Origin of the sequence: Klebsiella sp. M5al, assembly GCF_002090195.1 — a bacterium.
Taxonomy (GTDB): domain Bacteria; phylum Pseudomonadota; class Gammaproteobacteria; order Enterobacterales; family Enterobacteriaceae; genus Klebsiella; species Klebsiella grimontii.
Map to the genome: position 1 here is coordinate 1,433,055 of NZ_CP020657.1, position 24,501 is coordinate 1,457,555.

A 24,501-nucleotide genomic window follows, 5' to 3' on the forward strand; every position below is an offset into this window, starting at 1 on the left:
GGTTTTTTTACCATTAACAATGGCATTGTTGAGGTTGATTTAGATGAAAGGACAAGAAACTCGTGGTTTTCAGTCAGAGGTCAAACAGCTTCTGCACCTGATGATCCATTCTCTTTACTCCAATAAAGAAATTTTCCTGCGTGAGCTGATTTCCAACGCCTCCGATGCGGCCGACAAGCTGCGCTTCCGCGCGCTGTCCCAGCCGGATCTGTACGAAGGCGACGGCGAACTGCGCGTGCGTGTTTCATTTGATAAAGACAACCGCACCCTGACCATCGCCGATAACGGCATCGGTATGAACCGCGATGAAGTCATCGACCATCTCGGCACCATCGCCAAGTCCGGCACCAAGGCGTTCCTTGAATCCATGGGCTCTGACCAGGCGAAAGACAGCCAGCTGATTGGCCAGTTCGGCGTAGGTTTCTACTCGGCGTTTATTGTTGCCGATAAAGTCACCGTCCGTACCCGCGCGGCGGGCGACAGCGCCGAAAACGGCGTATTCTGGGAATCCGCTGGCGAAGGCGAATATACCGTTGCCGACATTAACAAAGCCGATCGCGGTACCGAGATCACGCTGCACCTGCGCGAAGGCGAGGATGATTTCCTCAACGACTGGCGCGTGCGTTCGATCATCAGCAAATACTCCGATCACATCGCGCTGCCGGTGGAAATTGAAAAACGCGAAGAAGTGGACGGCGAAACCGTGATCTCCTGGGAGAAAATCAACAAAGCCCAGGCGCTGTGGACGCGCAATAAGTCGGAAATCAAAGACGACGAGTACAACGAGTTCTACAAGCATATTGCCCACGATTACAGCGATCCGCTGACCTGGAGCCACAACCGCGTTGAAGGTAAGCAGGAGTACACCAGCCTGCTGTATATCCCGTCGCAGGCGCCGTGGGATATGTGGAATCGCGATCATAAACACGGCCTGAAGCTGTACGTGCAGCGCGTCTTCATCATGGATGACGCCGAGCAGTTTATGCCCAACTATCTGCGCTTCGTCCGCGGGCTGGTCGACTCCAACGATCTGCCGCTGAACGTGTCGCGTGAAATTCTCCAGGACAGCAGCGTCACCCGCAATCTGCGTACCGCGCTGAGCAAGCGCGCCCTGCAGATGCTGGAGAAACTGGCGAAAGACGACGCGGAAAAATATCAGACCTTCTGGCAGCAGTTTGGCCTCGTGCTGAAAGAAGGCCCGGCGGAAGATCAGGCCAACCAGCAGGCCATCGCCAAACTGCTGCGCTTCGCCAGTACCCATACCGACTCCGCCGCGCAGACCGTGTCGCTGGAAGAGTACGTCTCCCGCATGAAAGAAGGGCAGGAGAAGATTTACTATATTACCGCCGACAGCTACGCCGCCGCGAAGAGCAGCCCGCATCTGGAACTGCTGCGTAAGAAAGGCATCGAAGTGCTGCTGCTTTCCGATCGCATCGACGAGTGGATGATGAGCTATCTGACCGAGTTCGACGGCAAGCCGTTCCAGTCGGTGGCGAAAGCCGATGAGTCGCTGGATAAGCTGACGGACGAAGTGGATGAAACCACCAAAGAAGCCGAGAAGGCGCTGGAGCCGTTCGTTGAGCGTGCCAAAACCCTGCTCGGCGACCGGGTGAAAGAGGTTCGTCTGACCCATCGTCTGACCGATACGCCGGCCATCGTCACCACCGACGCGGACGAGATGAGCACCCAGATGGCGAAACTGTTTGCCGCTGCGGGCCAGGCCGCGCCGGAAGTGAAATACATCTTTGAGCTGAACCCGCTGCATCCGCTGGTAAAACGCGCGGCGGATACCCAGGATGATGCGCAGTTCGGCGAGTGGGTTGAGCTGCTGCTCGATCAGGCGCTGCTGGCCGAGCGCGGTACGCTGGAAGATCCAAACCAGTTTATCCGCCGTATGAACCAGCTGCTGGCGTCGTAATCTTTACCCTCACCCTAACCCTCTCCCGCTGGGAGAGGGTATCAAACCGCACGATACGTAAAATATCTCACCATTAACCGTTTCAGCCGCCCCGCCTTCCTTGAGCCATCCGCGTTCTGGTGGTATGGTTTAGCGTTTTTTGAAAAATTGAATCAACTTTTGAGGGGATTTTCGTAATGCGTATTATTCTGCTTGGCGCTCCGGGCGCGGGTAAAGGAACTCAGGCTCAGTTCATCATGGAGAAATACGGTATTCCGCAAATCTCCACCGGCGACATGCTGCGTGCCGCGGTGAAGTCAGGCTCCGAGCTGGGCAAACAGGCGAAAGATATTATGGACGCCGGTAAGCTGGTCACCGACGAACTGGTTATCGCCCTGGTTAAAGAGCGTATTACTCAGGAAGATTGCCGCAACGGTTTCCTGCTGGACGGCTTCCCGCGCACCATTCCGCAGGCTGACGCCATGAAAGAAGCGGGCATCGCCGTGGATTACGTGCTGGAATTCGACGTTCCTGACGAACTGATCGTTGACCGCATTATCGGCCGTCGCGTTCACGCAGCTTCCGGACGCGTTTACCACATTAAATTTAATCCGCCGAAAGTTGAAGGCAAAGACGACGTGACCGGCGAAGAGCTGACCACCCGTAAAGACGATCAGGAAGAGACCGTGCGTAAGCGTCTGGTTGAATACCATCAGATGACGGCTCCGCTGATCGGCTACTATCAGAAAGAAGCGGAAGCGGGCAACACCCAATACGCGAAAGTCGATGGCACCAAAGCGGTGGCCGACGTTCGCGCTGAACTGGAAAAAATCCTCGGTTAATTCCGTTAGTTCTCATCCCGCAGCGGCGGGGTGAGAACTCCTCTCATTTTACCTTTTTCTATGATTGGTTCCGTTTAGCGCCATTTCAGCTACAATTGTCAGCGATTCAAATGGTTAAGAGGCGGTAATGCATCAGACGAAAACAGGTATCTTATTAGCCAATTTAGGCACTCCCGATGCGCCCACGCCCGACGCGGTAAAGCGCTATCTGCGACAGTTTCTCAGCGACAAGCGCGTGGTGGATACCTCCCGTCTACTGTGGTGGCCGCTGCTGCGCGGCGTGATACTGCCCCTGCGCGCCCCCAGGGTCGCTAAGCTCTATCAGTCCATCTGGATGGAAGAAGGCTCGCCGCTGATGGTCTACAGCCAGCAGCAGCGGCAGGCGCTGGCCGCGCGGCTTGCGGATACGCCGGTGGCGCTGGGGATGAGCTATGGTTCGCCGTCGCTGGAGAGCGCGGTCGATGAACTGCTGGCGCAGGGCGTGGATCACATCGTGGTGCTACCGCTCTATCCGCAATACTCCTGCTCCACCGTGGCGGCGGTGTGGGATGAGCTGGGGCGTATTCTTGCCAAAAAGCGCGCGATCCCCGGAATCTCTTTTATTCGCGACTACGCCGATGACGTGGACTATATTCACGCGCTGGCCGCCAGCGTGCGCGCGTCCTTTGCGGTGCACGGCGAGCCGGATTTACTGCTGCTCTCCTATCATGGGATCCCGCAGCGTTACGCGCAGCAGGGGGATACCTATCCTCAGCGCTGTCGCGATACCACCCGTGAGCTGGTTTCCGCCCTGGGTCTGCCGCATGACCGGGTGATGATGACGTTCCAGTCGCGCTTTGGTCGTGAGCCCTGGCTGACGCCCTATACCGACGAAACGCTGAAAATGCTCGGTGAGAAAGGGGTGAAGCATATCCAGGTTATCTGTCCCGGCTTTGCCGCCGATTGCCTGGAGACGCTGGAGGAGATTGCCGTGCAAAATCGGGAAATCTTCCTCGAGGCTGGCGGCCAGCAATATGAGTACATTCCGGCGCTTAATGCGGACACCGCGCATATTGAAATGATGGTCAACCTGACGGCGAAATATCGCTGATCGCGCGTGCGGCGGGGAGTATGCTACTATTCCCCGCTTGTTCACTGCCAATAAATCGCCACTATGAAATTTCCCGGTAAACGCAAATCCAAACACTACTTTCCCGTCAATGCTCGCGATCCGCTGCTGCAGCAAATTCAGCCGGATAATGAATCTAACGTCGCCTGGGTCGTCGGCATCGATCAAACCCTCGTTGATATCGAAGCGAAAGTGGATGAGGCGTTTATCGTACGCTACGGCCTGAGCGCCGGGCATTCGCTGGTGATTGAAGATGACGTCGCCGAGGCGCTGTACCAGGAACTGGTCCGCAACGACCTGATTACCCATCAGTTTGCCGGCGGTACCATCGGAAACACCATGCACAACTACTCGGTGCTGGCGGATGACCGCTCGGTTCTGCTTGGCGTGATGTGCAGCAATATTGAAATCGGCGGCTACGCCTATCGCTACCTGTGCAACACCTCCAGCCGTACCGATCTGAACTATCTGCAAGGGGTGGATGGCGCGATTGGTCGCTGCTTTACCCTTATTAGCGACTCCGGCGAGCGCACCTTTGCGATCAGCCCCGGCCATATGAATAAGCTCCGCCCGGAAAGCATTCCGGAAAGCGTAATCGCCGGTGCTTCCGCGCTGGTGCTGACCTCCTATCTCGTACGCTGCAAGCCGGGCGAGCCGATGCCGGACGCGACGATGCAGGCCATCGCATATGCGAAAAAGCACGATGTACCGGTGGTCCTGACCCTGGGCACCAAATACGTCATCGCCGATAATCCGGCGTGGTGGCAGGCGTTCCTCAAAGAGCACGTTTCCATTCTGGCGATGAATGAAGAGGAGGCGGAAGCGCTGACCGGGCTGTCCGATCCGCTGCTGGCTTCCGACAAGGCGCTGGAATGGGTTGACCTGGTGCTGTGCACCGCCGGGCCTGCCGGGCTGTATATGGCCAGCTTTACCGAGGATGAGGCTAAGCGCAAAACGCAGCATCCGCTGCTGCCGGGCGCGATTGCCGAGTTTAACCAGTATGAATTCAGCCGCGCGATGCGTCATCAGGATTGCGAAAATCCGCTGCGTATTTATTCGCATATCGCACCCTATATGGGCGGGCCGGAGAAGATCATGAATACCAACGGCGCGGGCGACGGCGCGCTGGCGGCGCTGCTGCACGACATCACCGCTAATAATTATCATCGCAATAACGTGCCGAACTCCAGCAAGCACAAATGCAAATGGCTGACCTATTCCTCGCTGGCGCAGGTGTGTAAATACGCTAACCGCGTGAGCTATCAGGTGCTGAACCAGCATTCACCGCGTCTGACCCGCGGCCTGCCGGAGCGTGAAGACAGCCTGGAAGAAGCTTACTGGGATCGTTAAGCGGCCGGATAAAGCTGGCCCCGGTCATCCGGGGCCGAAGCATTAACCGGTAATAAGCTCGCCGGCTGGCGGCGTTTCAAGCAGCTTAAGCATGGCGCGGGCGATTTCTCGTTCACCCATCACCACCTGGTTGGCGCCGCGTTCAACAATATATTCCACCTCATCGTCGTAATGCGCGCGCGCGATGATCTCGATATTCGGGCATTTTTCTCGCGCGGAAGCGACGATTTCCCCGGCCTCGTAGCCGTTAGGAATGGTCAGCAGCAGCCAGCGGGCGCAGTCCAGATGCGCCAGATTCATAATCTCTTCATTGGCGGCGTTGCCTAATACCGCGCGAATACCCCGCGCGCGCAGTTCGTCAACGCGGGTGCGCGACGTTTCGATAACCACCAGCGGTATCCCCTGAGCCATCAGTTTTTCACCAAGCAGGCTCCCGACGCGACCAAAACCGACCAGCAGCGCATGGTTACAGATATCAACGGGGATCTGTTTCTCATCTTCCAGCACTTCTTCCAGCGTCTGTTCGTCCAGCGTCTCCGTTTTATCGAGGTATTTTTCCAGCAGGGTAAACAGGACCGGGTTGAGCATGATGGAGATAATGGCGCCGGCAAGCACCAGGTTCTGCCCGGCCTGCGGCAGCAGATCCAGCGCCATTCCCAGACCGGCAAGAATAAAGGCGAATTCACCGATTTGCGCCAGACTGGCGGCAATGGTCAGGGCAGTGCGCGGCGAGTGGCCAAACATCCGCACCAGGAAGAAAGCGGCGGCCGATTTACCGAAAATAATGATGGCCAGCGTCGCGAGCACCGCCAGCGGCTGCTCAAGCAGGATCATCGGATCAAACAGCATTCCCACGGAGACAAAGAACAGCACGGCGAACGCGTCGCGCAGCGGCAGCGTATCGTGGGCGGCGCGATGGCTGAGTTCGGATTCATTGAGCACCATTCCGGCGAAGAAGGCGCCGAGGGCGAAGGAGACGTCAAACAGCTCAACGGCGCCGAAGGCGATGCCGAGCGCTAACGCCAGTACCGACAGGGTAAACAGCTCGCGCGAACCGGTTGCCGCGCTGCGTGACAAAATCCACGGCACCAGGCGGCGGCCCACCAGCATCATAATCGCGATAAAGGCGACGACTTTACCAATGGTAATGCCCATATCGAGGGCCAGGGAAGCCAGACCCACGTCGCCTTTCTCCGTCATGCCTGCGACCGCTGGCAGCAGCACCAGCGTCAGCACCATCACCAGATCTTCAACAATCAGCCAGCCGATGGCGATTTGCCCCCGCTGGCTATCAATAAGCTGTCGTTCTTCCAGCGCGCGCAGCAGCACCACGGTACTGGCGGTAGAAAGACACAAACCAAAGACGATGCCGGTCATTAACGACCAGCCCAGCATGGCAGAGAGCGCCATGCCCAACAGCGTCGCCACGGCTATCTGGGCGATAGCGCCCGGGATGGCGATGGCCTTGACCGCCATCAAATCTTTTAAGGAGAAATGCAGACCCACGCCGAACATCAGCAGGATCACGCCAAGCTCGGCCAGCTCCGGCGCCAGCTTGGTATCAGCAACAAAACCCGGGGTAAAAGGTCCGGCCAGCACGCCCGCTAATAAATATCCCACCAGAGGAGAAATACGTAGCTTATTGGCAATCATGCCGAGAATAAAGGCGAGCACAAGGCCGCCGACAATGGTGGTGATTAGCGGTGTTGCGTGGTGCATTCCGTCTCCTTGCAGTGGTGAGCTGATCCATTTTCGGCACAAAAACCAAAAAACCGAATAATAGTTTATGACAATTTCAGTGGTTTTGTTTATGAATAATTATTGAATTTTGCAGAAAAATGGAATTGACGCCTAAAAAGGCACGGACAGCCAAATGGCAGCAGGTTATGCGGGGTAATGCCGATGGAGTAAGGGATTGCGGCAGCCAAAGTTGCACTTTGGCTGCCGGATAATCACGACTTTTGGCGGTTATCAGGAAGAAATATCGTCAGAATGCCGAGAAGCGGCAGGAAAGCACAGATTTTATAGACCAGTTCGATACTGGTATGGTCAGCTAAAAGCCCCAGCACCGCGGCTCCAAGGCCGCCCATGCCAAAGGCGAAACCGAAAAACAAACCAGAAACCATGCCGATCCGCCCCGGGAGCAGCTCCTGGGCATAGACCAGAATAGCGGAAAAGGCCGAAGCGAGAATAAAACCAATAATCACCGTCAAAATACCGGTCCACTCCAGCGATGCATAGGGTAAAACGAGGGTAAACGGCGCTACGCCAAGGATAGAGCCCCAAATTACATATTTACGCCCAATCTTGTCACCAACAGGCCCGCCAATCACCGTTCCTGCCGCGACGGCAAAAAGAAAGGCAAATAGGTGGAACTGGGCATTTTGTACCGACAATCCGAACTTTTGCATCAGATAAAAGGTGTAATAGCTACTGATGCTCGCCATATAGAAATATTTCGAGAAAATGAGCATTAACAGGATGCTAACCGCCAGAATGACTTTATTTTTCGGCAGCGGATTAACCACCACCGCTTTCGGTTTACCTTTGTTCAGACGGTGCTGAGCGGCATACCAGCGGCTGATCTGCGCCAGCACGACGATCGCCAGCAGCGCCGCCAGGACAAACCAGCCGACGTTCCCTTTGCCGTAAGGCGCGATAATCAGGGCCGCAAGCAGCGGACCTAACGAGCTGCCGAAGTTGCCGCCGACCTGGAATATCGACTGCGCCAGGCCATGACGTCCGCCGGAGGCCATGCGCGCCACGCGAGAAGACTCCGGATGAAAGACCGACGATCCGGTCCCGACCAGCGCGGCAGCGAGCAGAACCATCCCGAAGCTGCCGGATATCGCCAGCAGCACCAGACCGCTCAGGGTAAAGCACATGCCAATTGGCAGCGACCACGGCATCGGGTGTTTGTCGGTCAGGTAGCCGACAACCGGCTGCAGTAGCGATGAGGCCAGCTGGAAGGTGAGGGTGATCATCCCAATCTGCACAAAGGTCAGCGAGAACTCGGCCTGAAGCAGCGGGTAGATAGCCAGAATAAGCGATTGGATCATATCGTTCAGCAAATGCGAGAGGCTGATGGCCCCGAGAATGCGAAACGAAGTGCGTGCTTTTTGCGGCGCAGCAGCAGGGCCGGATAAGGGTTGTGCGGTCTGATTCATTGCCATAGGTTCGCTTAAGTGTTTTTTATAGAGGATGCAGGTGGAATTATTATCTGCCTAACATACCTGCCGCTAAGGTTTGAAGGAAGTCGCAATTCTGAAAACATATTTGTCTAATTCGCTATCTCGCTATACTTTCGGCACTTGTTACTTTGTCAGGGAGAGAAATATGCACCTTATTAAACGAGGCGTCGCGCTGGCGCTATTTACCGCGTTATCGCTGGGGAGCCTGTCAGCGCAGGCTTATGAGCAGGATAAAACCTATAAAATTACCATCCTGCATACGAACGATCATCATGGTCACTTCTGGCGCAGCGACTACGGCGAATACGGGCTGTCGGCACAAAAAACGCTGGTGGACGGTATCCGCAAAGAGGTGGCGGACGAGGGCGGCAGCGTGCTGTTGTTATCCGGCGGCGATATCAATACCGGCGTGCCGGAATCCGACTTACAGGATGCGGAACCCGATTTTCGCGGGATGAACCTGATTGGCTACGATGCGATGGCGGTAGGCAATCACGAGTTTGATAATCCCCTTAGCGTACTGCGTCAGCAGGAAAAATGGGCGAAGTTCCCCTTCCTCTCCGCCAATATTTACCAGAAAAGCACCGGCGAGCGTCTGTTTAAGCCGTGGGCGCTGTTCAAGCGCGGCGGACTGAATATTGCGGTTATCGGCCTGACGACCGACGATACGGCTAAAATCGGCAATCCCGAGTTCTTTACCGATATCGAGTTCCGAAAGCCGGCGGAAGAGGCCAAACTGGTTATCCAGGAACTGCAGCAGAACGAAAAACCGGATGTGATTCTGGCCACCACCCATATGGGTCATTATGACAACGGCGCCCACGGCTCTAATGCGCCTGGCGACGTTGAGATGGCGCGCAGCCTGCCTGCGGGATCGCTGGCGATGATCGTCGGCGGCCACTCGCAGGACCCGGTATGCATGGCATCGGAGAATAAAAAGCAGGTGGATTATGTCCCGGGCAGCCCGTGCGCGCCGGACAAGCAGAACGGTATCTGGATCGTGCAGGCCCACGAGTGGGGCAAATACGTGGGCCGCGCCGACTTCGAATTCCGCAACGGCGAAATGAAGCTGGTGCACTATCAGCTGATCCCGGTCAACCTGAAGAAAAAGGTCACTTACGACAACGGCGAGAGCGAGCGCGTGCTCTATACGCCGCAAATCCCTGAAAGCCCGCAGATGCTCTCTCTGCTGACGCCGTACCAGAATAAAGGCAAAGCGCAGCTGCAGGTGAAAATTGGTAGCGTGAACGCGCATCTGGAGGGCGATCGCAGCAAAGTGCGTTTTGTGCAAACCAATGTGGGACGTCTGCTGCTGGCGGCGCAGATGGCGCGTAGCAATGCCGATTTCGCGGTGATGAGCGGCGGCGGAGTACGTGACTCGATTGAAGCGGGCGATATCACCTATAAAGACGTGATGAAGGTACAACCCTTCGGCAACGTGCTGGTGTATGTCGATATGAGCGGTAAGGAAGTGACGGAGTATCTGACCGCGGTGGCGCAGATGAAACCCGACTCCGGCGCCTATCCGCAGTTTGCCAACGTCGGTTTTGTGGCCAAAGACGGCAAGCTTAACAATTTGACCATCAAAGGTGAACCGGTCGATCCGGCGAAGACCTACCGTATGGCGACCCTGAGCTTTAACGCCACCGGCGGCGACGGCTACCCGCATATCGATACTAAGCCCGGCTATGTGAATACCGGCTTTATCGACGCCGAAGTGTTGAAAGAGTATATCCAGAAAAACTCACCGCTCGACGCGGCAGCCTATGAGCCGAAAGGCGAGGTGAGCTGGCAGTAACGTCAGAGTAGCCCCCGGTGGCGGGGGCTACAGGTCTGAGCGGTTGTGGATTTTATAGCCGGACAAGGCGCGTCAGCGCCGCCTCCGGGATTGTCCTCTGACGAAAATCCGTAAATTAATCGCGCCGCGCGATATCGGCGAATTTCGCCGCAAGGATCTTCGCCAGATCGCTGGCCGCCAGCTCAATATCCAGGCCGCGTTTGCCGCCGGAAATATAGATGGTGGCGAACTCCTGGGCCGGCGCGTCTATCACCGTCGGCAGACGTTTTTTCTGCCCGAGCGGGCTGATACCGCCCACCAGATAACCGGTGACCCGCTGCGCGACCATCGGGTCTGCCATATCCACTTTCTTCGCGCCTAAGGCTTTCGCCACCTTTTTCAAATCCAGCTGACCCGCTACCGGCGTCACCGCGACGGCCAGATGCTTCATGTCGCCGTTAACGGCGACCAGCAGCGTTTTATAGACCTGGTCGGCGTTGAGCCCCAGCTTGCGCACCACCTCATCGCCAAAATTGGTTTCGTGCGGATCGTGATCGTAGCTGTGGATTTGAAAACTAATTTTGTTTTTTTCGAGTAATTTTACGGCGGGAGTCATCGTTATCCTTCTTACCAACCGATTAAATGTGACATAAGCATACGCCCGACGGCTGTCTAAAAAATAGTATCATCTTGCGCAATAGTGTTGGCAGTGATGGTCACTTTGAGCGACAATCAGACGATCCGGGGCGCGAACCCCGGAATAATAATAATGATGAAATTCCTCTTTGACGGGCCAATAGAAATATTGGCCATTTTTTTACGTCAGCATATCCGGCAGATTCCCTTCCCCGTATAAATGTAGCGCCCCGACGGCAACCACGTAGCGCCCCGGCGGCAGCGCCAGCAGCGTTTCGCGCCAGGCGAGGTTGCGCTGGTGCATCAGCACGTCATACAGCGACTGGCTAAAGGTGGTCGGTAGCGAGGTTGTTCCTTGTGACGGCGGCTGTTCCAGCCACCAGCCGATCATCACCTGCAGCAGACGCGCATTCGTGCGCCAGTGGGTGAGGGTATCTTCCAGCAGCGCCAGCCCGCCGTCGGGCAGATCCCGCAGCAGCGCAATCTGACTATCGGCGCCCTCCAGCTCCATCACGCGGATATGGCTCTCGCGCGCTGCCATCAGCAGCTGATAATCAATGCCGTAGTCTGCTCTTAGCCCTAATTTTTGCGCCTGAGTCGCCTGCAATACCATCGCCACCTGCCACAGCGGCTGGTTGTCGAACAACGCGATAGACAGACCCATTTCTCCCGCACGATCTTGCAGTTCTGCAAGCTGGGATGGGCTCAGGCGTTCCGCTAGCGGCGGACAGGAGGGGAGGTTGCTGAACGGCGTTTCGCTGCCGCTAATATCCGCTTCCACAATCAGCGCATCGGCCTGGCGGATCTTTTTTAATAACCTGGCGGGCGGCGGCGACATGTCGCGGGTGCCCATATGAATACTGCCGACCAGATGTAGATAGCGCTCGCCGGGCAGGGTGATGTCCAGCGCGGGCCAGGAATAAGACGAGCCGACGGCGGCTTGCCACAGCATTTTTATTCGGTTTAACAGGCCCATACGTGCTCCGTAGTGTGAGGAAGCCATGCTAGCGCGCGGGGGGCTGGGGCGCAAGGGGACTCAACGTGCGCGACGGAAGAGGCGTTTTGCAATGTCACGAAAATAACAAAAAAATTTGATGTTCTCTTTTTTGTCATTTCTGTAATGGCGTTTTGAAATTAATTATCACTTAAAAAACAATGGTATGACTATTTATAACGTGAATTGATATGGTGTTTTTTTCTCAAATATTCCTCGATTGTGATAATAAAATAAAAAATCTGTAACAAAAAATAAACAAAACGCTTCTATATTGGCCCCTTCAATTTTTGGGGGGAGTGACATGCGTAACTGGAGTGAGCCTAAAAAGAATAAAGCCCATATCGAGCTGATCCCGATGATCGATGTGATGATGTTTCTACTGGTTTTCTTTGTCCTGATTAGCCTGAATGTGATCCCGGCTCTGGGCTTGAAAACGCAGCTGCCGTCGGCTGGCAGCGCCCAACAGCTTAAACCGCAAAAAAAAGCCATTATCACCCTCGGCGCCGACGACCAGCTGCAGCTTGATGGCCAGCCGCTGCCCCTGAATGCGCTGGTCAATACCCTGAAGCAGCAGCAGCAGGAAAACCAAACCACCACCATTATCGTGAACAGCGATAAAGAGGTTGCGGTGGAACGCCTGATCGCCGTGATGGATACCCTGCGTCAGGGTGGTTTCTTCTCCATTTCCATTGCCACACGGAAGCAGTGATATGTACCTGCTTTATCGCTCACGTCACGTTGTTAGCTGGCTACCCGCCCTTGTCGTCGCCGGATGTTTACTGTTTGTCAGCCAGCAGGCAGTGCTGCAGGTCAAACCGCATTACGACGATACGGTCATGGAACTGTCGCTGGCTGAACCCGAACCGCCGCAGCCGGAGCCTGTCCCGGAACCGCAGCCGGAAATACCGCCGCAAATTCAACCTGAGCCGGAACCGGAGGCGGTCGCTGAACCCGTCGTTTCTGCGCCAGAACCCATTATCCAGGCCAAACCGGTTGTTAAACCGAAAGCCAAACCCAGGCCCAAACCGGTTGTGAAGGAAAAAGCGCCGAAACCGCAGGCGATCGCGGCTCCGCAGCCCGCCGCCGTTCGTCGCCCGGCGAGTAAACCGGCCCCGCCGCCTTCTCCCCCGGCGCCGAAGGCGAACGCGCAGGCGGTGGAAAACGGCTATCTGCAGGCGCTGCGCCGGGAGCTGGAGCAGCGCAAGCGCTACCCGAGCGGCCGTCAGGCTTCGCTGGAGCGCCCGCAGGGCAACGTGGAGGTCTGGCTGGAGGTTGACCGCAGCGGCAGAGTGCTGGCTTCCGGTATTGCCAGCAGGGCGCCGAACATGCTGCTCAATCGCGCTGCGCTTAGTTCCCTGCAAAGCATCAGCCAGCTGAAGCCCTTCCCTGAAGAGGCTTTTGCCGGACAAAGCAGCAAAAAATTTACCGCGACGTTTAATTATCAGGCGCCATAAGCCTAATTAATCATTTGTTTTTACAGGAAAAGAAATGAAAAACTTTAATTATTCTGGGATTGCGTTAGCCGTGGTGTCGGCCCTGTTATCGGGGGCCTCGCTGGCGGCGGAAAGCAGCGACGTGGGGGAGATTAACGTTAAGGGGCAATCGCTCGGCGGCGGTCTGATGGTGCAGGAAGACAGCGGCAAAGCGCGTTCCACCCTGACCAAAGAGGCGATGGAAAAAGCCCCCGGCGCCAGCAACGCTATCGACATGCTGAAATATACGCCGGGAATGAACGTCAACAGCAATGACGCCAGCGGCCTGAGCGGTATCGACTACACCATGCGCGGGATGAACTCGGATCAGATCGGCCTGTCGATGGACGGCATCCCGATTAACGACTCGGGCAACTATGCTGTCTACCCCAACCTGCTGGGCGACGCGGAAAACCTTGAGCAGATCTTTGTCACCCAAGGCTCTTCCGAGGCTGACGGCCCGCATATTGGTTCCAGCGGCGGTAATATTGGCCTTGTGACAAAGCGTCCCTCAAAGGAGTTTGGCGGCTTCGTCAAACAAACGCTCGGCAGCCATAACCTCAGCAAAACTTTCGCTCGTCTGGAGACCGGGGAGTACAACGGTTTTAGCAACTGGCTCTCGTACTCGCATACTGAAGCCAAAAAATGGCGCGGGGAGGGGCGTAATTATTCCGATAAGTTCGAAATGAACTCGCTGTACGAGGATGGCAACGGCAACAGCAGCAACCTGATCATGAAGTATAACCGTCAGGATAACAGCAACTATAACACCCTGAGTAAAGCGCAGTTCGAAGAAGACCCGCGTCAGGACTACTCGACCACCCCGGTCTACAACAGCAAAGGTCAACTGAGCAAATATTACAAGCTGAACCGTAATCCGTTTGAAACCTTCACCCTCTCTTTTACCCAGCGCTTACAGCTGCGCGATAACCTCGCGTTGACCGTTCAGCCCTATTACTACTGGGGTAACGGCGGCAGCTTTACCGGACAAACGGCCTCGGTGCTGTCCAATACGTCTGATACCGCCGGACAGTACGATCTCAGCAACCTGACTTCCAATACCTACTACCGGCCTTCGTGGACCCAGACCTGGCGGCCGGGCGTTACCACGAAATTGAAGTGGGATATTAACGACGAACACAGCCTGGATATTGGCTACTGGTACGAGCGCGCGCGTCAGTCGCAGACCCAGCCGTTTATTAGCATTCAGGACGATGGCAACCCGGCGAACGTTTCCGGCAAACCGGGTGGTTCCGATCAGGTTAAAGATGCGAACGGCAATACGGTACAGGGGCGTAACCAGTACACGGTGACTCCTGCGCACAAAGTATGGCTTCAGGACAGCTGGTTCGTGACGCCAGACTGGACGCTGGTGGGCGGGCTGGCTTATCAGTATGTAGAACGTAAAGGCGATAATAAAGGCAGCCTGTATAGCGCTGCGGAAAAACGCCAGGCGACCTACCATGAATTCCTGCCGAACTTTAGCATCAGCTATAAGCCGGATAGCGAAAATCAGCTGTTCTATAACCTGACGCGCAACATGCGTACGCCACCCAACTACGTGCTCTACAACGTCGGCGATTCGATCAGCACCAAACCTGAGCTGAGCTGGAACCACGAGCTGGGCTGGCGTTTTCAGCGCGAAGATATGCTGCTGAGCGCGACGCTCTTCTATATGCGCTATACCGACCGGCAGATTTCGACCACCAATGCGGATGGTGACTACGAAATGATGAACATCGGCAGCGTGGAGAGTAAAGGTCTGGAGCTGGAGTGGAGCGGTAAGCTGCCGTACAACTTCAACTACTACACCTCTTATACCTACACCCATTCCGAACAAAAAGACGACATTGTGAGCAACGGCGGACATCCGCTGCCAACAGCGGGCAAAACGGTGCCAAACGTACCGAAAAACATGCTTAACGCGTCGCTGGGCTATGACGATGGTCTCTACTACGGCAGCTTCGGCGGCAAATACGTCAGTTCGTTCTACGGCGATTTGACCAACGACGAAAAAATCGGCGGGCGCACGGTCTTTGATGTCGCCGCGGGCGTGCATCTGCCGGTGGATAAAAAGATTGTCAAAAGCGCCACCCTGCGCTTTGGCATCGATAACCTGTTCGATAAACAGTACCTGACCTCCGTCCGCTCGACGACTTTTAACGCGGCGGCTTACGACGGCGTGAAGGCCAGTACCCCGTACTACAACGTTGGCGAAGAGCGCACCTTTAGCGTCTCGCTGGAAGCAACCTTTTAATTAACCGGAGGGCACTCTGATGGATGCCAATCTGATTCACGATATTATTTTCTACGTTATGTACGCCGCGCTGGCGATCGCCGTGGTGATACTGGTTGAACGCGGCCTCTATTTTTCGTGGGCCCAGCGTCAGGCTTTGCGCTTTGAAAAGGCGCTGACGCCGGACGTTCGTCGCGCGTCGGATCTGCCAGAATCGCTGACCGGCCGCAGTAGCCTCCCGCTGACCCTCATTCTGCCGGTGCTGGAGAAAAAGCAGACGGCGGAAGACCGTGAGGCGATGAGCGATCTGATCGACGCTCAGTATCTGCTCAGCAAACCGCAGATGTCGCGTGGGCTGTGGATGCTTGAAACCGTTGTCACCGCCGCGCCGCTGCTGGGCCTGCTGGGGACGATCCTCGGTATTATGGATACCTTTAAGGCCCTTTCCGCCTCCGGCGTCTCCGATGCCAGCATGGTTTCTGCGGGTATGGGGACCGCCCTGTATGCCACCGGCCTGGGCATTGCGATTGCGCTGCTGTGCCTGGTGGGCAATAACTATTTGCAAAGCCGCATGGAGCGAATCAACGAACTGCTGAAGGTGCTGCTGATCCGCGCCGGCAGCCCGGTCAGCCGTCCGGAGCAGGGCGGCAAACGCTGGGAAGGCCACGAGGCGCAGCGCTATGCCTGAACATGGTCAATGCGGGTGGCCGGCAGGCTGCCTGATGAGCGCGCTGGCGGGGAGCTGGATGCTGTTAAGCCAGCCGGTATGGGCGGCGTTCTCTATACCCGGCTACGAGCTGGTGTATAACGCGCCGCAGGAAACCACCTTACAGGATAATGATTTACGTCATGCCGCCGAACTCTGGCAGCAGATGTTCGATGCGGCGCGCAGCCATATCGATCTGGCGCAGTTTTATGTGGCGAATGAAAAAGGCTCTCTGCTGGATGGGGTTCTGGCACGTCTGCGGGCCGCCGGGGAGCGTGGAGTAAAAATTCGTTTTCTGATGGAGGAGAAGGGCGTGGGCCTTTCAACGCCGGAAACGCTGACGGCCCTGAAAGCGATCCCGAACCTGGAATTGCGGGTGATTCCGTTCCATCGGCTGACCGGCGGTATTGTTCACGCCAAGTATCTGCTGGTGGATGGCAAAGAGGCTTTTGTCGGTAGCCAGAATTTTGACTGGCGCGCGCTGGAACAGATCCAGGAGACCGGTCTGCGCATCAGCGATCCGCAAACGGTGCAGCAGATTCAGGCTATTTTCGATCAGGACTGGCAGGCGCAAGCTCTGCTGGCGGAGAGTAAGCCGGTACCGAAGCCGGCGCGGCAGGCGGTAGCGTCGGCCCCGCAGGGCAATTATCTGGTTGCCAGCCCGCGCGATTATAACCCGAGCGGGGTGATTGATTCGCAGGTGGCGCTGCCGCAGCTGCTGGCGAGCGCCAAATCGCGGATCCGGGTGCAGGTGATGGACTATGCGCCGCTGGCGTGGGGAGAAAAGGGGAGCCGGCCCTTTTATGCGCCCATTGATAACGCCCTGCGCAGCGCGGCGGCCCGCGGCGTACAGGTGGAGCTGATGGTGGCGAACTGGAACCTGAAAAAGCCGGAGGTATTCTGGCTGAAGAGTCTCTCTCTGGTGCCAAACGTTCAGCTAAAAGTGGTGACCATACCTCCCGCCAGCCGAGGGTTTATCCCCTTTGCCAGGGTGGTACACAGTAAGCTGATGACCATCGACGGTACGACGGCGTGGGTCGGAACCAGCAACTGGAGCGGAGGCTATTTCGATAACTCACGTAACCTTGAGCTGGTGCTGAATAATGCGTCGATGGCCGCGCGCGTGGACGCGCTTTACAGCCAGCTGTGGAATAGCCGCTATGCGGCACCGATCAAGGTCGATTTTGATTATCCGGTTCCGCATCCTGGCCGTGAGTTCGAATAGATAAATCGGCTGAGGCTTCCCCTCTCCCGAAGGGGGAGAGGGGAAACCTGTTTTCGCCCTCGTCAGAGGCTGCCTTATGCTTTGGGCTTAAAGCGCAGCAGACGGTTGGCGTTGCTCACGACGGTAATCGAAGAGAGCGCCATGGCCGCGCCTGCTACCACCGGGTTGAGCAGCGTTCCGGTCAGCGGCCACAGGATCCCGGCGGCAATCGGAATGCCCAGCGAGTTATAAACAAACGCCCCCAGCAGGTTCTGCTTCATATTACGCAGCGTGGCCTTAGCGATTTCCAGCGCATCGGCGACGCCGTTCAGGCTATGGCGCATCAGGGTGATAGCCGCCGTTTCAATGGCGACATCGCTGCCGCCGCCCATGGCGATGCCCACATCGGCCTGCGCCAGCGCGGGCGCATCGTTGATACCGTCGCCGATCATCGCCACCTGGTGCCCCTGGCTTTGCAGGCGTTTAATCACATCGGCTTTACCGTCCGGCAGCACTCCGGCAATCACCTCATCAATGCCCGCCTCTTTGGCGATAGCGTTGGCGGTGGTGGGGTTATCTCCGGTCAGCATCACCAGCCGATAGCCCTGGCGGTGCAGCCTGGCTAATGCCGCCACGCTATCTTCGCGCAGCGGATCGCGGATGGCGAACAGCGCCGCCGCCTGACCATCCACCGCCAGCAGTACCGGCGTCTCGCCCTGTGACGCCTGGGCGGTCATTTCGTCTTCTATTTCAGCCGTTGCAATCTTGTGCTCATTCAGCAGCGCCTGGTTACCGAGCAGCAGACGGTGGCCTTCGGCTTCGCCGCTGACGCCCAGCCCGCGCAGCGTGCGGAAATTATCTACCGCAGGCAGGCGTTGGTCTGCGGCTTTGTCGAGGATGGCGCGCGCCAGCGGGTGACTGGAGCCTTGCTCCAGAGACGCCGCCAGGCGCAGAGCGGCGGATTCATCCATAGCGGTAAAGGTTTTTATCGCCACCACCTGCGGTTTACCCTCGGTGAGGGTACCGGTTTTATCAAAGACCAGCGTATCGAGGGTGCTGGCGCGCTGCAGCGCATCGGCGTCGCGCACCAGTACCCCGAACTCCGCTGCGCGGCCCACGCCTGAGATAATCGACATCGGCGTCGCCAGCCCCAGGGCGCACGGACAGGCGATAATCAGCACCGTGGTGGCGATCACCAGGGTGTAGACAATTTGCGGCGCCGGGCCAAAAAAGTACCAGATTGCGGCGCTGAACAGGGCTATCGCCACGACCGCCGGGACGAACACGGCGGAGATTTTGTCCGCCAGCTGGCCGATTTCAGGTTTACTGCTCTGCGCCTGGCGCACCATACGGATAATGCGCGCCAGCGTGGTTTGGCTGCCGACGGCGCTGGCGGTAAACAGCACGCTGCCGTCCTGCACCACGGTCCCGGCATGAACGGCGTCGCCGTCGCCTTTTTGCTGCGGCACCGGTTCGCCGGTGAGCATCGCTTCATCGAACCAGGCTTCGCCCTGGCTAATGACCCCGTCGACCGGTACGCGATCGCCGGTGGTCAGACGCAGGGTCATTCCCGCCTGAACCTCCGCCAGCGGCAGATCTTTTTCGCCTTCGTCGGTGACCACCCGCGCTGACGGCGGGGTTAAATCGAGTAGTTTTTCCAGCGCTTTCGAAGAGCGCTGGCGCGCGCGGGCTTCCAGCATATGGCCGAGGTTAATCAGACCGATAATCATCGCGCTGGCTTCATAATAGAGGTGGCGTGCTTCCATCGGAAACCACTGCGGCCACAGATTGACGCTCATCGAGTAGAGCCAGGCGACGCCGGTACCCAGCGCCACCAGCGTATCCATTGTCGCGGTGCCGTTCTTCAGGCTTTTCCACGCGCTGCGGTAGAAATGGCCACCGGCAAACACCATCACCGCCAGCGTGACAACACCGATAGCCAGCCACAGGGAGCGGTTATCATCGCTGACCATCATGTTGTCGCCGATCATCCCCCAGCCCATGACCGGGATACCGACCAGCAGGGCGACGATCGCCTGCCAGCGGAAGCGCTTCATGGTGGCGACAGCGGTTTCCTGCTGACGCTCGCGGCGTTCGAGGTCGTCTTCGATGGCTTCCGCGCCGTAGCCCGCTTTCTCTACGGCCTGGACTAATTCTGCGGCGGACGCGCTGCCCATCACCAGCGCAGTGCGTTCCGCCAGGTTAACCCGCGCCTGTGAGACCCCCGGTACCGCCGCAAGCGCGTTTTGTACCCGAGAAACACAGCTGGCGCAGCTCATGCCGTTGATCAACAGCTGCTGGCTGTCATCTTCGTCACGGGCTGCCGGAAGCTCAGTGGTGGCCGCTGTCAGCGCTTCCGGCGGGATTGATGATTCTGCCAGCGGTTTAGCCTTTGGGTGGCTGAGCTCCGCGCCGTATCCGGCCTGTTTAATGGTCTCAATCAGCGCTTCCGCGCTGGCGCTGCCCGTCACGTGAGCTTCGGTAACGGTCACTTCCGCCTGCTCAACGTCGGGACGCTGTTCCAGGCTCTCTTTTACCCGTTTAACGCAGTGGCCGCAGGAGAGGCCATCAAGCGCAAGGTCGATAGTGTTAGACATAAATAACTCCTGAATAATTTCCGGTTAATGATTGACCGAACACACTCTTTCATCGAGTATTAGCAAGGTTAAACCTTCCAGCAAGGGGAAGGTCAAGGGGGAAAGATGAATATTAGCGATGTGGCGAAAAAAACCGGTTTAACCAGTAAAGCGATCCGTTTTTACGAAGAGAAGGGGCTGGTGACGCCGCCGCTGCGTAGCGAAAATGGCTACCGCAGCTACAGCCAGCAGCATCTGGATGAACTGACCCTGCTGCGCCAGGCGCGCCAGGTGGGGTTTAATCTGGAAGAGTGCCGTGAGCTGATATTTCTGTTTAACGATCCGTCGCGGCACAGTGCTGACGTGAAACGCCGGACGCTGGAGAAAGTGGCGGACATTGAGCGCCATATCAGCGAGCTGCAGGGGATGCGCGCGCATCTGCTGGCGCTGGCGGACTCCTGCCCCGGCGATGACAGCGCGGATTGCCCGATCATCGATAATCTTTCGGGCTGCTGTCACCGCAAAGCGCAGGCTTAACGCCCGGCGGGGAGCTCCCTGACCCGCAGGGTAATCCCCTCAACGGCGACCACTTCAATCTTGCTGCCCGCCGCGAGGTCTTCATCGGCAATGACCGGCCATGAACTATCGCCCACGCGGACGTGTCCGCGACCGTTAACCAGCGCCGTTTCCAGCGTAAAGCGGCGGCCAAGCAGCTGCTGCCCGCGCTGATTAAGCTGAGCGTCCGCCGGCTTCTGGCGCTTAACGCGGTTACGCAGCCAGCGCGACCATAGCCAGGCCGCCAGCAGAGTCAGGACGGCAAACAGCGTACCCTGCCACTCCCAGCTCAGCGGCAGCATCCAGACCAGCAGCCCGGTTACGACGCCGGCAATGCCGCTCCACAGCAGATAACCGTTGCCGCCGAGCATTTCCGCCGCCAGCAGCAGCCCGCCGAGGCTGAGCCAGAAAATATGCGGGTGGGCGAGAATCAGCGCGATCATGATTTTTTCTGCGCGCCGGCGCCTTCTTTAAGCAGCTCGCCGATCCCGGCGATGGAGCCCATCAGGCTGCTGGCGTCGAGCGGCATCAGCACCACTTTACTGTTGCTGGCCGCGCCAATTTGCTGCAGCGCATCGGTATATTTCTGCGCGACAAAGTAGTTGATGGCCTGAATGTCGCCGGAGGCGATAGCGGATGAGACCATCTGCGTGGCGCGCGCTTCCGCTTCCGCGGAACGTTCGCGCGCCTCTGCCTGTAAAAACGCCGACTGACGCTCGCCTTCGGCTTTGAGGATCTGCGACTGCTTCTCGCCCTCGGCTTTTAAAATTTCCGCCTGACGTATCCCTTCGGCCTCAAGAATATAGGCGCGCTTGGTTCGCTCGGCTTTCATCTGGGCGTTCATTGAGGCGATAAGCTCCGCTGGCGGACGCACATCGCGGATCTCAACGCGGGTAATTTTGATCCCCCACGGGTTGGTCGCTTCATCGACGATATGCAGCAGGCGGGTGTTGATGCTGTCGCGCTGGGAGAGCATTTCGTCCAGCTCCATGGAGCCCAGCACGGTACGAATATTAGTCATGGTCAGGTTGATGATCGCCAGCTCGAGGTTGCTGACTTCATAGGCGGCCTTCGGCGCGTCGATGACCTGAATAAAGCACACCGCATCAATGGTGACGTTGGCGTTATCGCGCGAAATCACCTCCTGCGAAGGGATATCGAGCACCTGCTCCATCATATTAATTTTGCGCCCGATACGATCCATAAAGGGCACCACCAGGCTCATACCCGGCTGCAGCGTTTGCGTATAGCGGCCAAAGCGCTCTACCGTCCACTGGTAGCCCTGAGGAACAATTTTTACCGCCGCTCCGACGATAACCAGCGCGACGAAAATAAGAATGGGGATAAAAATCAGCATCAAAAACCTCCTGTCTTGTTGCCTGTTGATGCGCCGGAAGAGCGGCGCGCGTTTAACCAGAGTATATCTTTCCGCGCATCCGGGTGAAAGAAAAGTGGAGTAAACTAGAGGCGTTGTCGAAAAACTGGGAATAATAATGACCGAAAGTAACGCTATTTTGCGCCTGGAGAACGTGGGTTTTCAGGCCGATGGGGTGACCATCCTTAATGAGATTAATTTTCAGCTCAGAGCAGGGGAATTTAAGCTGATTACCGGCCCTTCCGGCTGCGGAAAAAGCACGTTATTAAAAATAATCGCTTCGCTGCAAAGCCCCACCTCGGGGAGCATTTTCTTCGCCGGTAAAGATATTAATGACTTAACGCCGGAAACCTATCGCCAGCAGGTTTCCTACTGCGCGCAAACCCCGGCGCTGTTCGGCGATTCGGTGTATGACAACCTGATCTTCCCGTGGAAGATCCGTCAAAAACAGCCGGATCCTAAGGCGCTGGTGGCCGATCTTGCCCGCTTCGGTCTGGCGAAAAATACGCTGGAAAAATCCATTAACGAGCTGTCTGGCGGGGAAAAGCAGCGCGTTTCATTGATTCGCAATCTGCAGTTTTTACCGCAGGTGCTGCTGCTCGATGAAATAACCAGCGCGCTGGACGAGAGCAATAAAAAAAATGTGAATGAGATTATTCACCGCTATGCGAGCGAAAAAAATATCGCCGTTCTGTGGGTCACTCACGATAGCAATGAAATTGCCCATGCGGATGAAGTGATTACGCTCCAGCCTGCCGGCGGCAAAGCGCAGGAGGAGCAAAAAAATGAACGGGCATAATATTACCAACGAGTCGCTGGCGTTATCCATGGTTCTGGTGCTGGTGGCGATTGTGGTCAGCTACCGGGAAAAGCTGGCGCTGGAAAAAGATATTATCTGGAGTATCTGCCGGGCGATTGTGCAGCTGATCATCGTCGGCTACGTGCTGAAATATATCTTTAACGTTAATCACGCCGTGCTGACGCTGCTGATGGTGCTGTTTATCTGCTTTAACGCGGCGTGGAATGCGAAAAAACGCAGCAAATATATCGATAAAGCCTTTGTTTCTTCATTTATCGCGATAACCACCGGCGCCGGGTTAACCCTGGCGGTGCTGGTTTTTTCCGGGTCGATTGCTTTTGTGCCGATGCAGGTCATTCCAATCGCCGGGATGGTGGCCGGCAACGCGATGGTGGCGGTCGGGCTGTGCTACAACAATATGGGGCAGCGGTTTAGCAGCGAGCAGCAGCAGATTCAGGAGAAGCTGAGCCTGGGCGCAACGCCGAAGATGGCTTCCGCGAGGCTGATCCGCGATAGCATTCGCGCCGCGCTGATCCCGACGGTGGATTCGGCGAAAACGGTAGGGTTGGTGAGCCTGCCGGGGATGATGTCGGGGCTGATTTTCGCCGGGATTGATCCGGTAAAAGCGATTAAGTATCAGATTATGGTGACGTTCATGCTGCTCTCTACCGCCAGTCTGTCAACGATTATCGCCGGGTATCTGACCTACCTGAAGTTCTTTAACGCTCGCCATCAGCTGGTGGTGACGCAGCTGAAAAAACGGGCGTAAGCGTTTCCCGGGTTGCGGCGTAAACGCCTTACCCGGGCTACAAGATCATCCAGTCTGTAGTCCGGCTACGCGCAGCGCGAGCCGGGTTTTTTGCGATTAATAAAGCAGAGAGTAGAGCTGGCGGCGGTACTTCGCGGCCAGCGCGTCGCCGGTGCCCAACGCGGAGAGGATCTCCTGGAGCATCTTGCGCACTTCGCCGTTTCCGGCGCCTAAATCTTTTTGTAGATGGCTGAACAGCAGCGCCAGCGCCTCTTCGTTACGCCCTACCTGATGCAGCTGTAATGCCAGCTGGGAGGCCAGCGCCGCGTCTTGCGGGTTCTGCTCTACCTGCTGCTGCAGCTGCTGAATTTCCGGCGTGTCGGCGGCTTTTTTCAGCAGCTCGATCTGCGCCACCAGCCCCTGATAGCGGGTATCCTGATCCTGCAGCGGCACGGCTTTCAGCACGGTTTCCGCTTCATCGGAACGGTGCAGGGCAATCAGCGTTTCCGCCAGCAGCAGGCCAATCTGGCTCTCCTGGTTCGACAGCTGCCAGGCGTCTTTCAGCAGCGGCAGGGCTTCGGCGTAGTTCTCTTCCTCCATCAGCGCCAGCGCCTGCTGCGCCTTGAGTTCCTCTTCGCGCGGCAGGAACTTATCCAGCAGCGCGCGCACCGCTTCTTCCGGCTGCGGGCCTTCGAAGCCGTCGACCGGCTGACCGTTCTGGAACAGGTAAACCGTAGGGATAGCGCGCAAGCCAAACTGCGAAGCCAGCATTTGTTCGGCATCGCAGTCAACCTTAGCAAGGGTAAACAGACCGTTGTACTGGGCGGCCAGGCTCTCCAGCACCGGCGTCAGCTGCTCGCAATGTTGGCTGCGCGCGGACCAGAAATAGAACAGCACCGGCGTCGCTGCGGACTGCTGCAGCGTCTGGTGTAGGTTAGCTTCGGTAATATTGACAATATTCTGTGCGGACATGAGCGAGTCTCTTTAGTCGATACTTGTATAGATATATGGGGGCGACGGCAGGCGCTTCAA

Annotated in this window: 21 protein-coding genes; 13 read left to right on the top strand and 8 right to left on the bottom strand. The window is 57.0% G+C overall.

The annotated features are described in order from the left end of the window. Positions 1-43: 43 nt before the first annotated feature. From htpG to BWI76_RS06850, 4 genes are all read left to right on the top strand, one after another. Complete coding sequence (htpG, locus tag BWI76_RS06835; RefSeq protein WP_049088812.1) at positions 44-1,918, top strand: molecular chaperone HtpG; 1,875 nt, start codon at positions 44-46, stop codon at positions 1,916-1,918. A gap of 176 nt (positions 1,919-2,094) precedes the next feature. Next, the gene (gene adk, locus BWI76_RS06840; protein WP_004137951.1) at positions 2,095-2,739 is read left to right on the top strand and encodes an adenylate kinase; all 645 of its coding nucleotides are present in this window, start codon (positions 2,095-2,097) and stop codon (positions 2,737-2,739) included. A gap of 127 nt (positions 2,740-2,866) precedes the next feature. Continuing rightward, entirely contained in the window at positions 2,867-3,829 is a 963-nt protein-coding gene (gene hemH, locus BWI76_RS06845; RefSeq protein WP_004137949.1) for a ferrochelatase, read from the top strand. 63 nt (positions 3,830-3,892) lie between these two features. Beyond that, a complete protein-coding gene (locus BWI76_RS06850; protein WP_004137947.1) occupies positions 3,893-5,197 on the top strand; it encodes an inosine/guanosine kinase in 1,305 nt (434 codons plus the stop codon). 42 nt (positions 5,198-5,239) lie between these two features. Here BWI76_RS06850 and ybaL read toward each other — a convergent pair whose 3' ends face one another. Both ybaL and BWI76_RS06860 read right to left on the bottom strand, forming a co-directional pair. Further along, entirely contained in the window at positions 5,240-6,916 is a 1,677-nt protein-coding gene (gene ybaL / locus BWI76_RS06855; RefSeq protein ID WP_049085221.1) for a YbaL family putative K(+) efflux transporter, read from the bottom strand. Positions 6,917-7,149: 233 nt separating this feature from the next. Further along, positions 7,150-8,370 (bottom strand): MFS transporter, encoded by a 1,221-nt coding sequence (locus BWI76_RS06860; RefSeq protein WP_024359016.1) that lies wholly within the window; start codon positions 8,368-8,370, stop codon positions 7,150-7,152. Between the two features lie 163 nt (positions 8,371-8,533). Between BWI76_RS06860 and ushA the strand changes: the two genes are divergently transcribed. Then, positions 8,534-10,186 (top strand): bifunctional UDP-sugar hydrolase/5'-nucleotidase UshA, encoded by a 1,653-nt coding sequence (gene ushA, locus BWI76_RS06865; protein ID WP_004137941.1) that lies wholly within the window; start codon positions 8,534-8,536, stop codon positions 10,184-10,186. Positions 10,187-10,301: 115 nt separating this feature from the next. On the opposite strand, the gene ybaK is transcribed toward ushA, so the two are convergent. Beyond that, the gene (gene ybaK, locus BWI76_RS06870) at positions 10,302-10,781 is read right to left on the bottom strand and encodes a Cys-tRNA(Pro)/Cys-tRNA(Cys) deacylase YbaK (RefSeq protein ID WP_049085218.1); all 480 of its coding nucleotides are present in this window, start codon (positions 10,779-10,781) and stop codon (positions 10,302-10,304) included. 201 nt (positions 10,782-10,982) lie between these two features. After that, on the bottom strand, positions 10,983-11,777 hold the full coding sequence (locus BWI76_RS06875; RefSeq protein WP_024359013.1) for a TraB/GumN family protein: 795 nt from the start codon (positions 11,775-11,777) through the stop codon (positions 10,983-10,985). A 322-nt stretch (positions 11,778-12,099) separates the two neighbouring features. On the opposite strand from BWI76_RS06875, the gene BWI76_RS06880 reads away from it, so the two are divergent. The 5 genes from BWI76_RS06880 to BWI76_RS06900 are packed head-to-tail and all read left to right on the top strand — an operon-like array spanning position 12,100 to position 17,437. Next, entirely contained in the window at positions 12,100-12,507 is a 408-nt protein-coding gene (locus BWI76_RS06880; protein ID WP_004137937.1) for an ExbD/TolR family protein, read from the top strand. A gap of 1 nt (position 12,508) precedes the next feature. Next, entirely contained in the window at positions 12,509-13,252 is a 744-nt protein-coding gene (locus tag BWI76_RS06885; RefSeq protein ID WP_004137935.1) for an energy transducer TonB, read from the top strand. A 34-nt stretch (positions 13,253-13,286) separates the two neighbouring features. Beyond that, complete coding sequence (locus BWI76_RS06890; protein WP_004137932.1) at positions 13,287-15,527, top strand: TonB-dependent receptor family protein; 2,241 nt, start codon at positions 13,287-13,289, stop codon at positions 15,525-15,527. A gap of 19 nt (positions 15,528-15,546) precedes the next feature. Beyond that, the gene (locus BWI76_RS06895) at positions 15,547-16,194 is read left to right on the top strand and encodes a MotA/TolQ/ExbB proton channel family protein (RefSeq protein WP_004137930.1); all 648 of its coding nucleotides are present in this window, start codon (positions 15,547-15,549) and stop codon (positions 16,192-16,194) included. After that, positions 16,187-17,437: a phospholipase D-like domain-containing protein gene (locus BWI76_RS06900; RefSeq protein ID WP_004137928.1), complete on the top strand. Its 1,251-nt coding sequence runs from the start codon at positions 16,187-16,189 to the stop codon at positions 17,435-17,437. The genes BWI76_RS06895 and BWI76_RS06900 overlap by 8 nt, the downstream gene beginning before the upstream one ends. A 74-nt stretch (positions 17,438-17,511) precedes the next feature. Here BWI76_RS06900 and copA read toward each other — a convergent pair whose 3' ends face one another. Next, on the bottom strand, positions 17,512-20,013 hold the full coding sequence (gene copA / locus BWI76_RS06905; protein WP_064371472.1) for a copper-exporting P-type ATPase CopA: 2,502 nt from the start codon (positions 20,011-20,013) through the stop codon (positions 17,512-17,514). A gap of 105 nt (positions 20,014-20,118) precedes the next feature. Between copA and cueR the strand changes: the two genes are divergently transcribed. Beyond that, positions 20,119-20,529, top strand: coding sequence for a Cu(I)-responsive transcriptional regulator (cueR, locus tag BWI76_RS06910; RefSeq protein WP_004129970.1), 411 nt, complete (start codon positions 20,119-20,121; stop codon positions 20,527-20,529). Here cueR and BWI76_RS06915 read toward each other — a convergent pair. Together BWI76_RS06915 and BWI76_RS06920 are read right to left on the bottom strand one after the other, a co-directional pair. After that, positions 20,526-20,990, bottom strand: a complete 465-nt coding sequence (locus BWI76_RS06915; RefSeq protein ID WP_049085213.1) for an NfeD family protein — start codon at positions 20,988-20,990, stop codon at positions 20,526-20,528. The genes cueR and BWI76_RS06915 overlap by 4 nt on opposite strands. Then, complete coding sequence (locus tag BWI76_RS06920) at positions 20,987-21,904, bottom strand: SPFH domain-containing protein (protein ID WP_024359008.1); 918 nt, start codon at positions 21,902-21,904, stop codon at positions 20,987-20,989. The genes BWI76_RS06915 and BWI76_RS06920 overlap by 4 nt, the downstream gene beginning before the upstream one ends. Positions 21,905-22,040: 136 nt before the next feature. Between BWI76_RS06920 and fetA the strand changes: the two genes are divergently transcribed. Together fetA and fetB are read left to right on the top strand one after the other, a co-directional pair. Continuing rightward, on the top strand, positions 22,041-22,721 hold the full coding sequence (gene fetA / locus BWI76_RS06925) for an iron efflux ABC transporter ATP-binding subunit FetA (RefSeq protein WP_064371471.1): 681 nt from the start codon (positions 22,041-22,043) through the stop codon (positions 22,719-22,721). Then, positions 22,708-23,490 (top strand): iron efflux ABC transporter permease subunit FetB, encoded by a 783-nt coding sequence (gene fetB / locus BWI76_RS06930; protein WP_004129987.1) that lies wholly within the window; start codon positions 22,708-22,710, stop codon positions 23,488-23,490. Before fetA ends, fetB begins: the two co-directional genes overlap by 14 nt. Before the next feature lie 96 nt (positions 23,491-23,586). Here the strand turns inward: fetB and BWI76_RS06935 are convergent, their stop codons facing one another. Then, positions 23,587-24,441: a co-chaperone YbbN gene (locus BWI76_RS06935; RefSeq protein WP_004137910.1), complete on the bottom strand. Its 855-nt coding sequence runs from the start codon at positions 24,439-24,441 to the stop codon at positions 23,587-23,589. Between the last annotated feature and the right edge of the window lie 60 nt (positions 24,442-24,501).

Coding starts and splice junctions, on each gene's coding strand:
- htpG (WP_049088812.1), top strand. CDS start 44: ATGAAAGGACAAGAAACTCGTGGTTTTCAGTCAGAGGTCAAACAGCTT.
- ybaL (WP_049085221.1), bottom strand. CDS start 6,916: ATGCACCACGCAACACCGCTAATCACCACCATTGTCGGCGGCCTTGTG.
- adk (WP_004137951.1), top strand. CDS start 2,095: ATGCGTATTATTCTGCTTGGCGCTCCGGGCGCGGGTAAAGGAACTCAG.
- copA (WP_064371472.1), bottom strand. CDS start 20,013: ATGTCTAACACTATCGACCTTGCGCTTGATGGCCTCTCCTGCGGCCAC.
- BWI76_RS06875 (WP_024359013.1), bottom strand. CDS start 11,777: ATGGGCCTGTTAAACCGAATAAAAATGCTGTGGCAAGCCGCCGTCGGC.
- BWI76_RS06900 (WP_004137928.1), top strand. CDS start 16,187: ATGCCTGAACATGGTCAATGCGGGTGGCCGGCAGGCTGCCTGATGAGC.
- ybaK (WP_049085218.1), bottom strand. CDS start 10,781: ATGACTCCCGCCGTAAAATTACTCGAAAAAAACAAAATTAGTTTTCAA.
- fetA (WP_064371471.1), top strand. CDS start 22,041: ATGACCGAAAGTAACGCTATTTTGCGCCTGGAGAACGTGGGTTTTCAG.
- BWI76_RS06885 (WP_004137935.1), top strand. CDS start 12,509: ATGTACCTGCTTTATCGCTCACGTCACGTTGTTAGCTGGCTACCCGCC.
- fetB (WP_004129987.1), top strand. CDS start 22,708: ATGAACGGGCATAATATTACCAACGAGTCGCTGGCGTTATCCATGGTT.
- cueR (WP_004129970.1), top strand. CDS start 20,119: ATGAATATTAGCGATGTGGCGAAAAAAACCGGTTTAACCAGTAAAGCG.
- BWI76_RS06880 (WP_004137937.1), top strand. CDS start 12,100: ATGCGTAACTGGAGTGAGCCTAAAAAGAATAAAGCCCATATCGAGCTG.
- BWI76_RS06890 (WP_004137932.1), top strand. CDS start 13,287: ATGAAAAACTTTAATTATTCTGGGATTGCGTTAGCCGTGGTGTCGGCC.
- ushA (WP_004137941.1), top strand. CDS start 8,534: ATGCACCTTATTAAACGAGGCGTCGCGCTGGCGCTATTTACCGCGTTA.
- BWI76_RS06915 (WP_049085213.1), bottom strand. CDS start 20,990: ATGATCGCGCTGATTCTCGCCCACCCGCATATTTTCTGGCTCAGCCTC.
- BWI76_RS06920 (WP_024359008.1), bottom strand. CDS start 21,904: ATGCTGATTTTTATCCCCATTCTTATTTTCGTCGCGCTGGTTATCGTC.
- BWI76_RS06860 (WP_024359016.1), bottom strand. CDS start 8,370: ATGGCAATGAATCAGACCGCACAACCCTTATCCGGCCCTGCTGCTGCG.
- BWI76_RS06935 (WP_004137910.1), bottom strand. CDS start 24,441: ATGTCCGCACAGAATATTGTCAATATTACCGAAGCTAACCTACACCAG.
- BWI76_RS06850 (WP_004137947.1), top strand. CDS start 3,893: ATGAAATTTCCCGGTAAACGCAAATCCAAACACTACTTTCCCGTCAAT.
- BWI76_RS06895 (WP_004137930.1), top strand. CDS start 15,547: ATGGATGCCAATCTGATTCACGATATTATTTTCTACGTTATGTACGCC.
- hemH (WP_004137949.1), top strand. CDS start 2,867: ATGCATCAGACGAAAACAGGTATCTTATTAGCCAATTTAGGCACTCCC.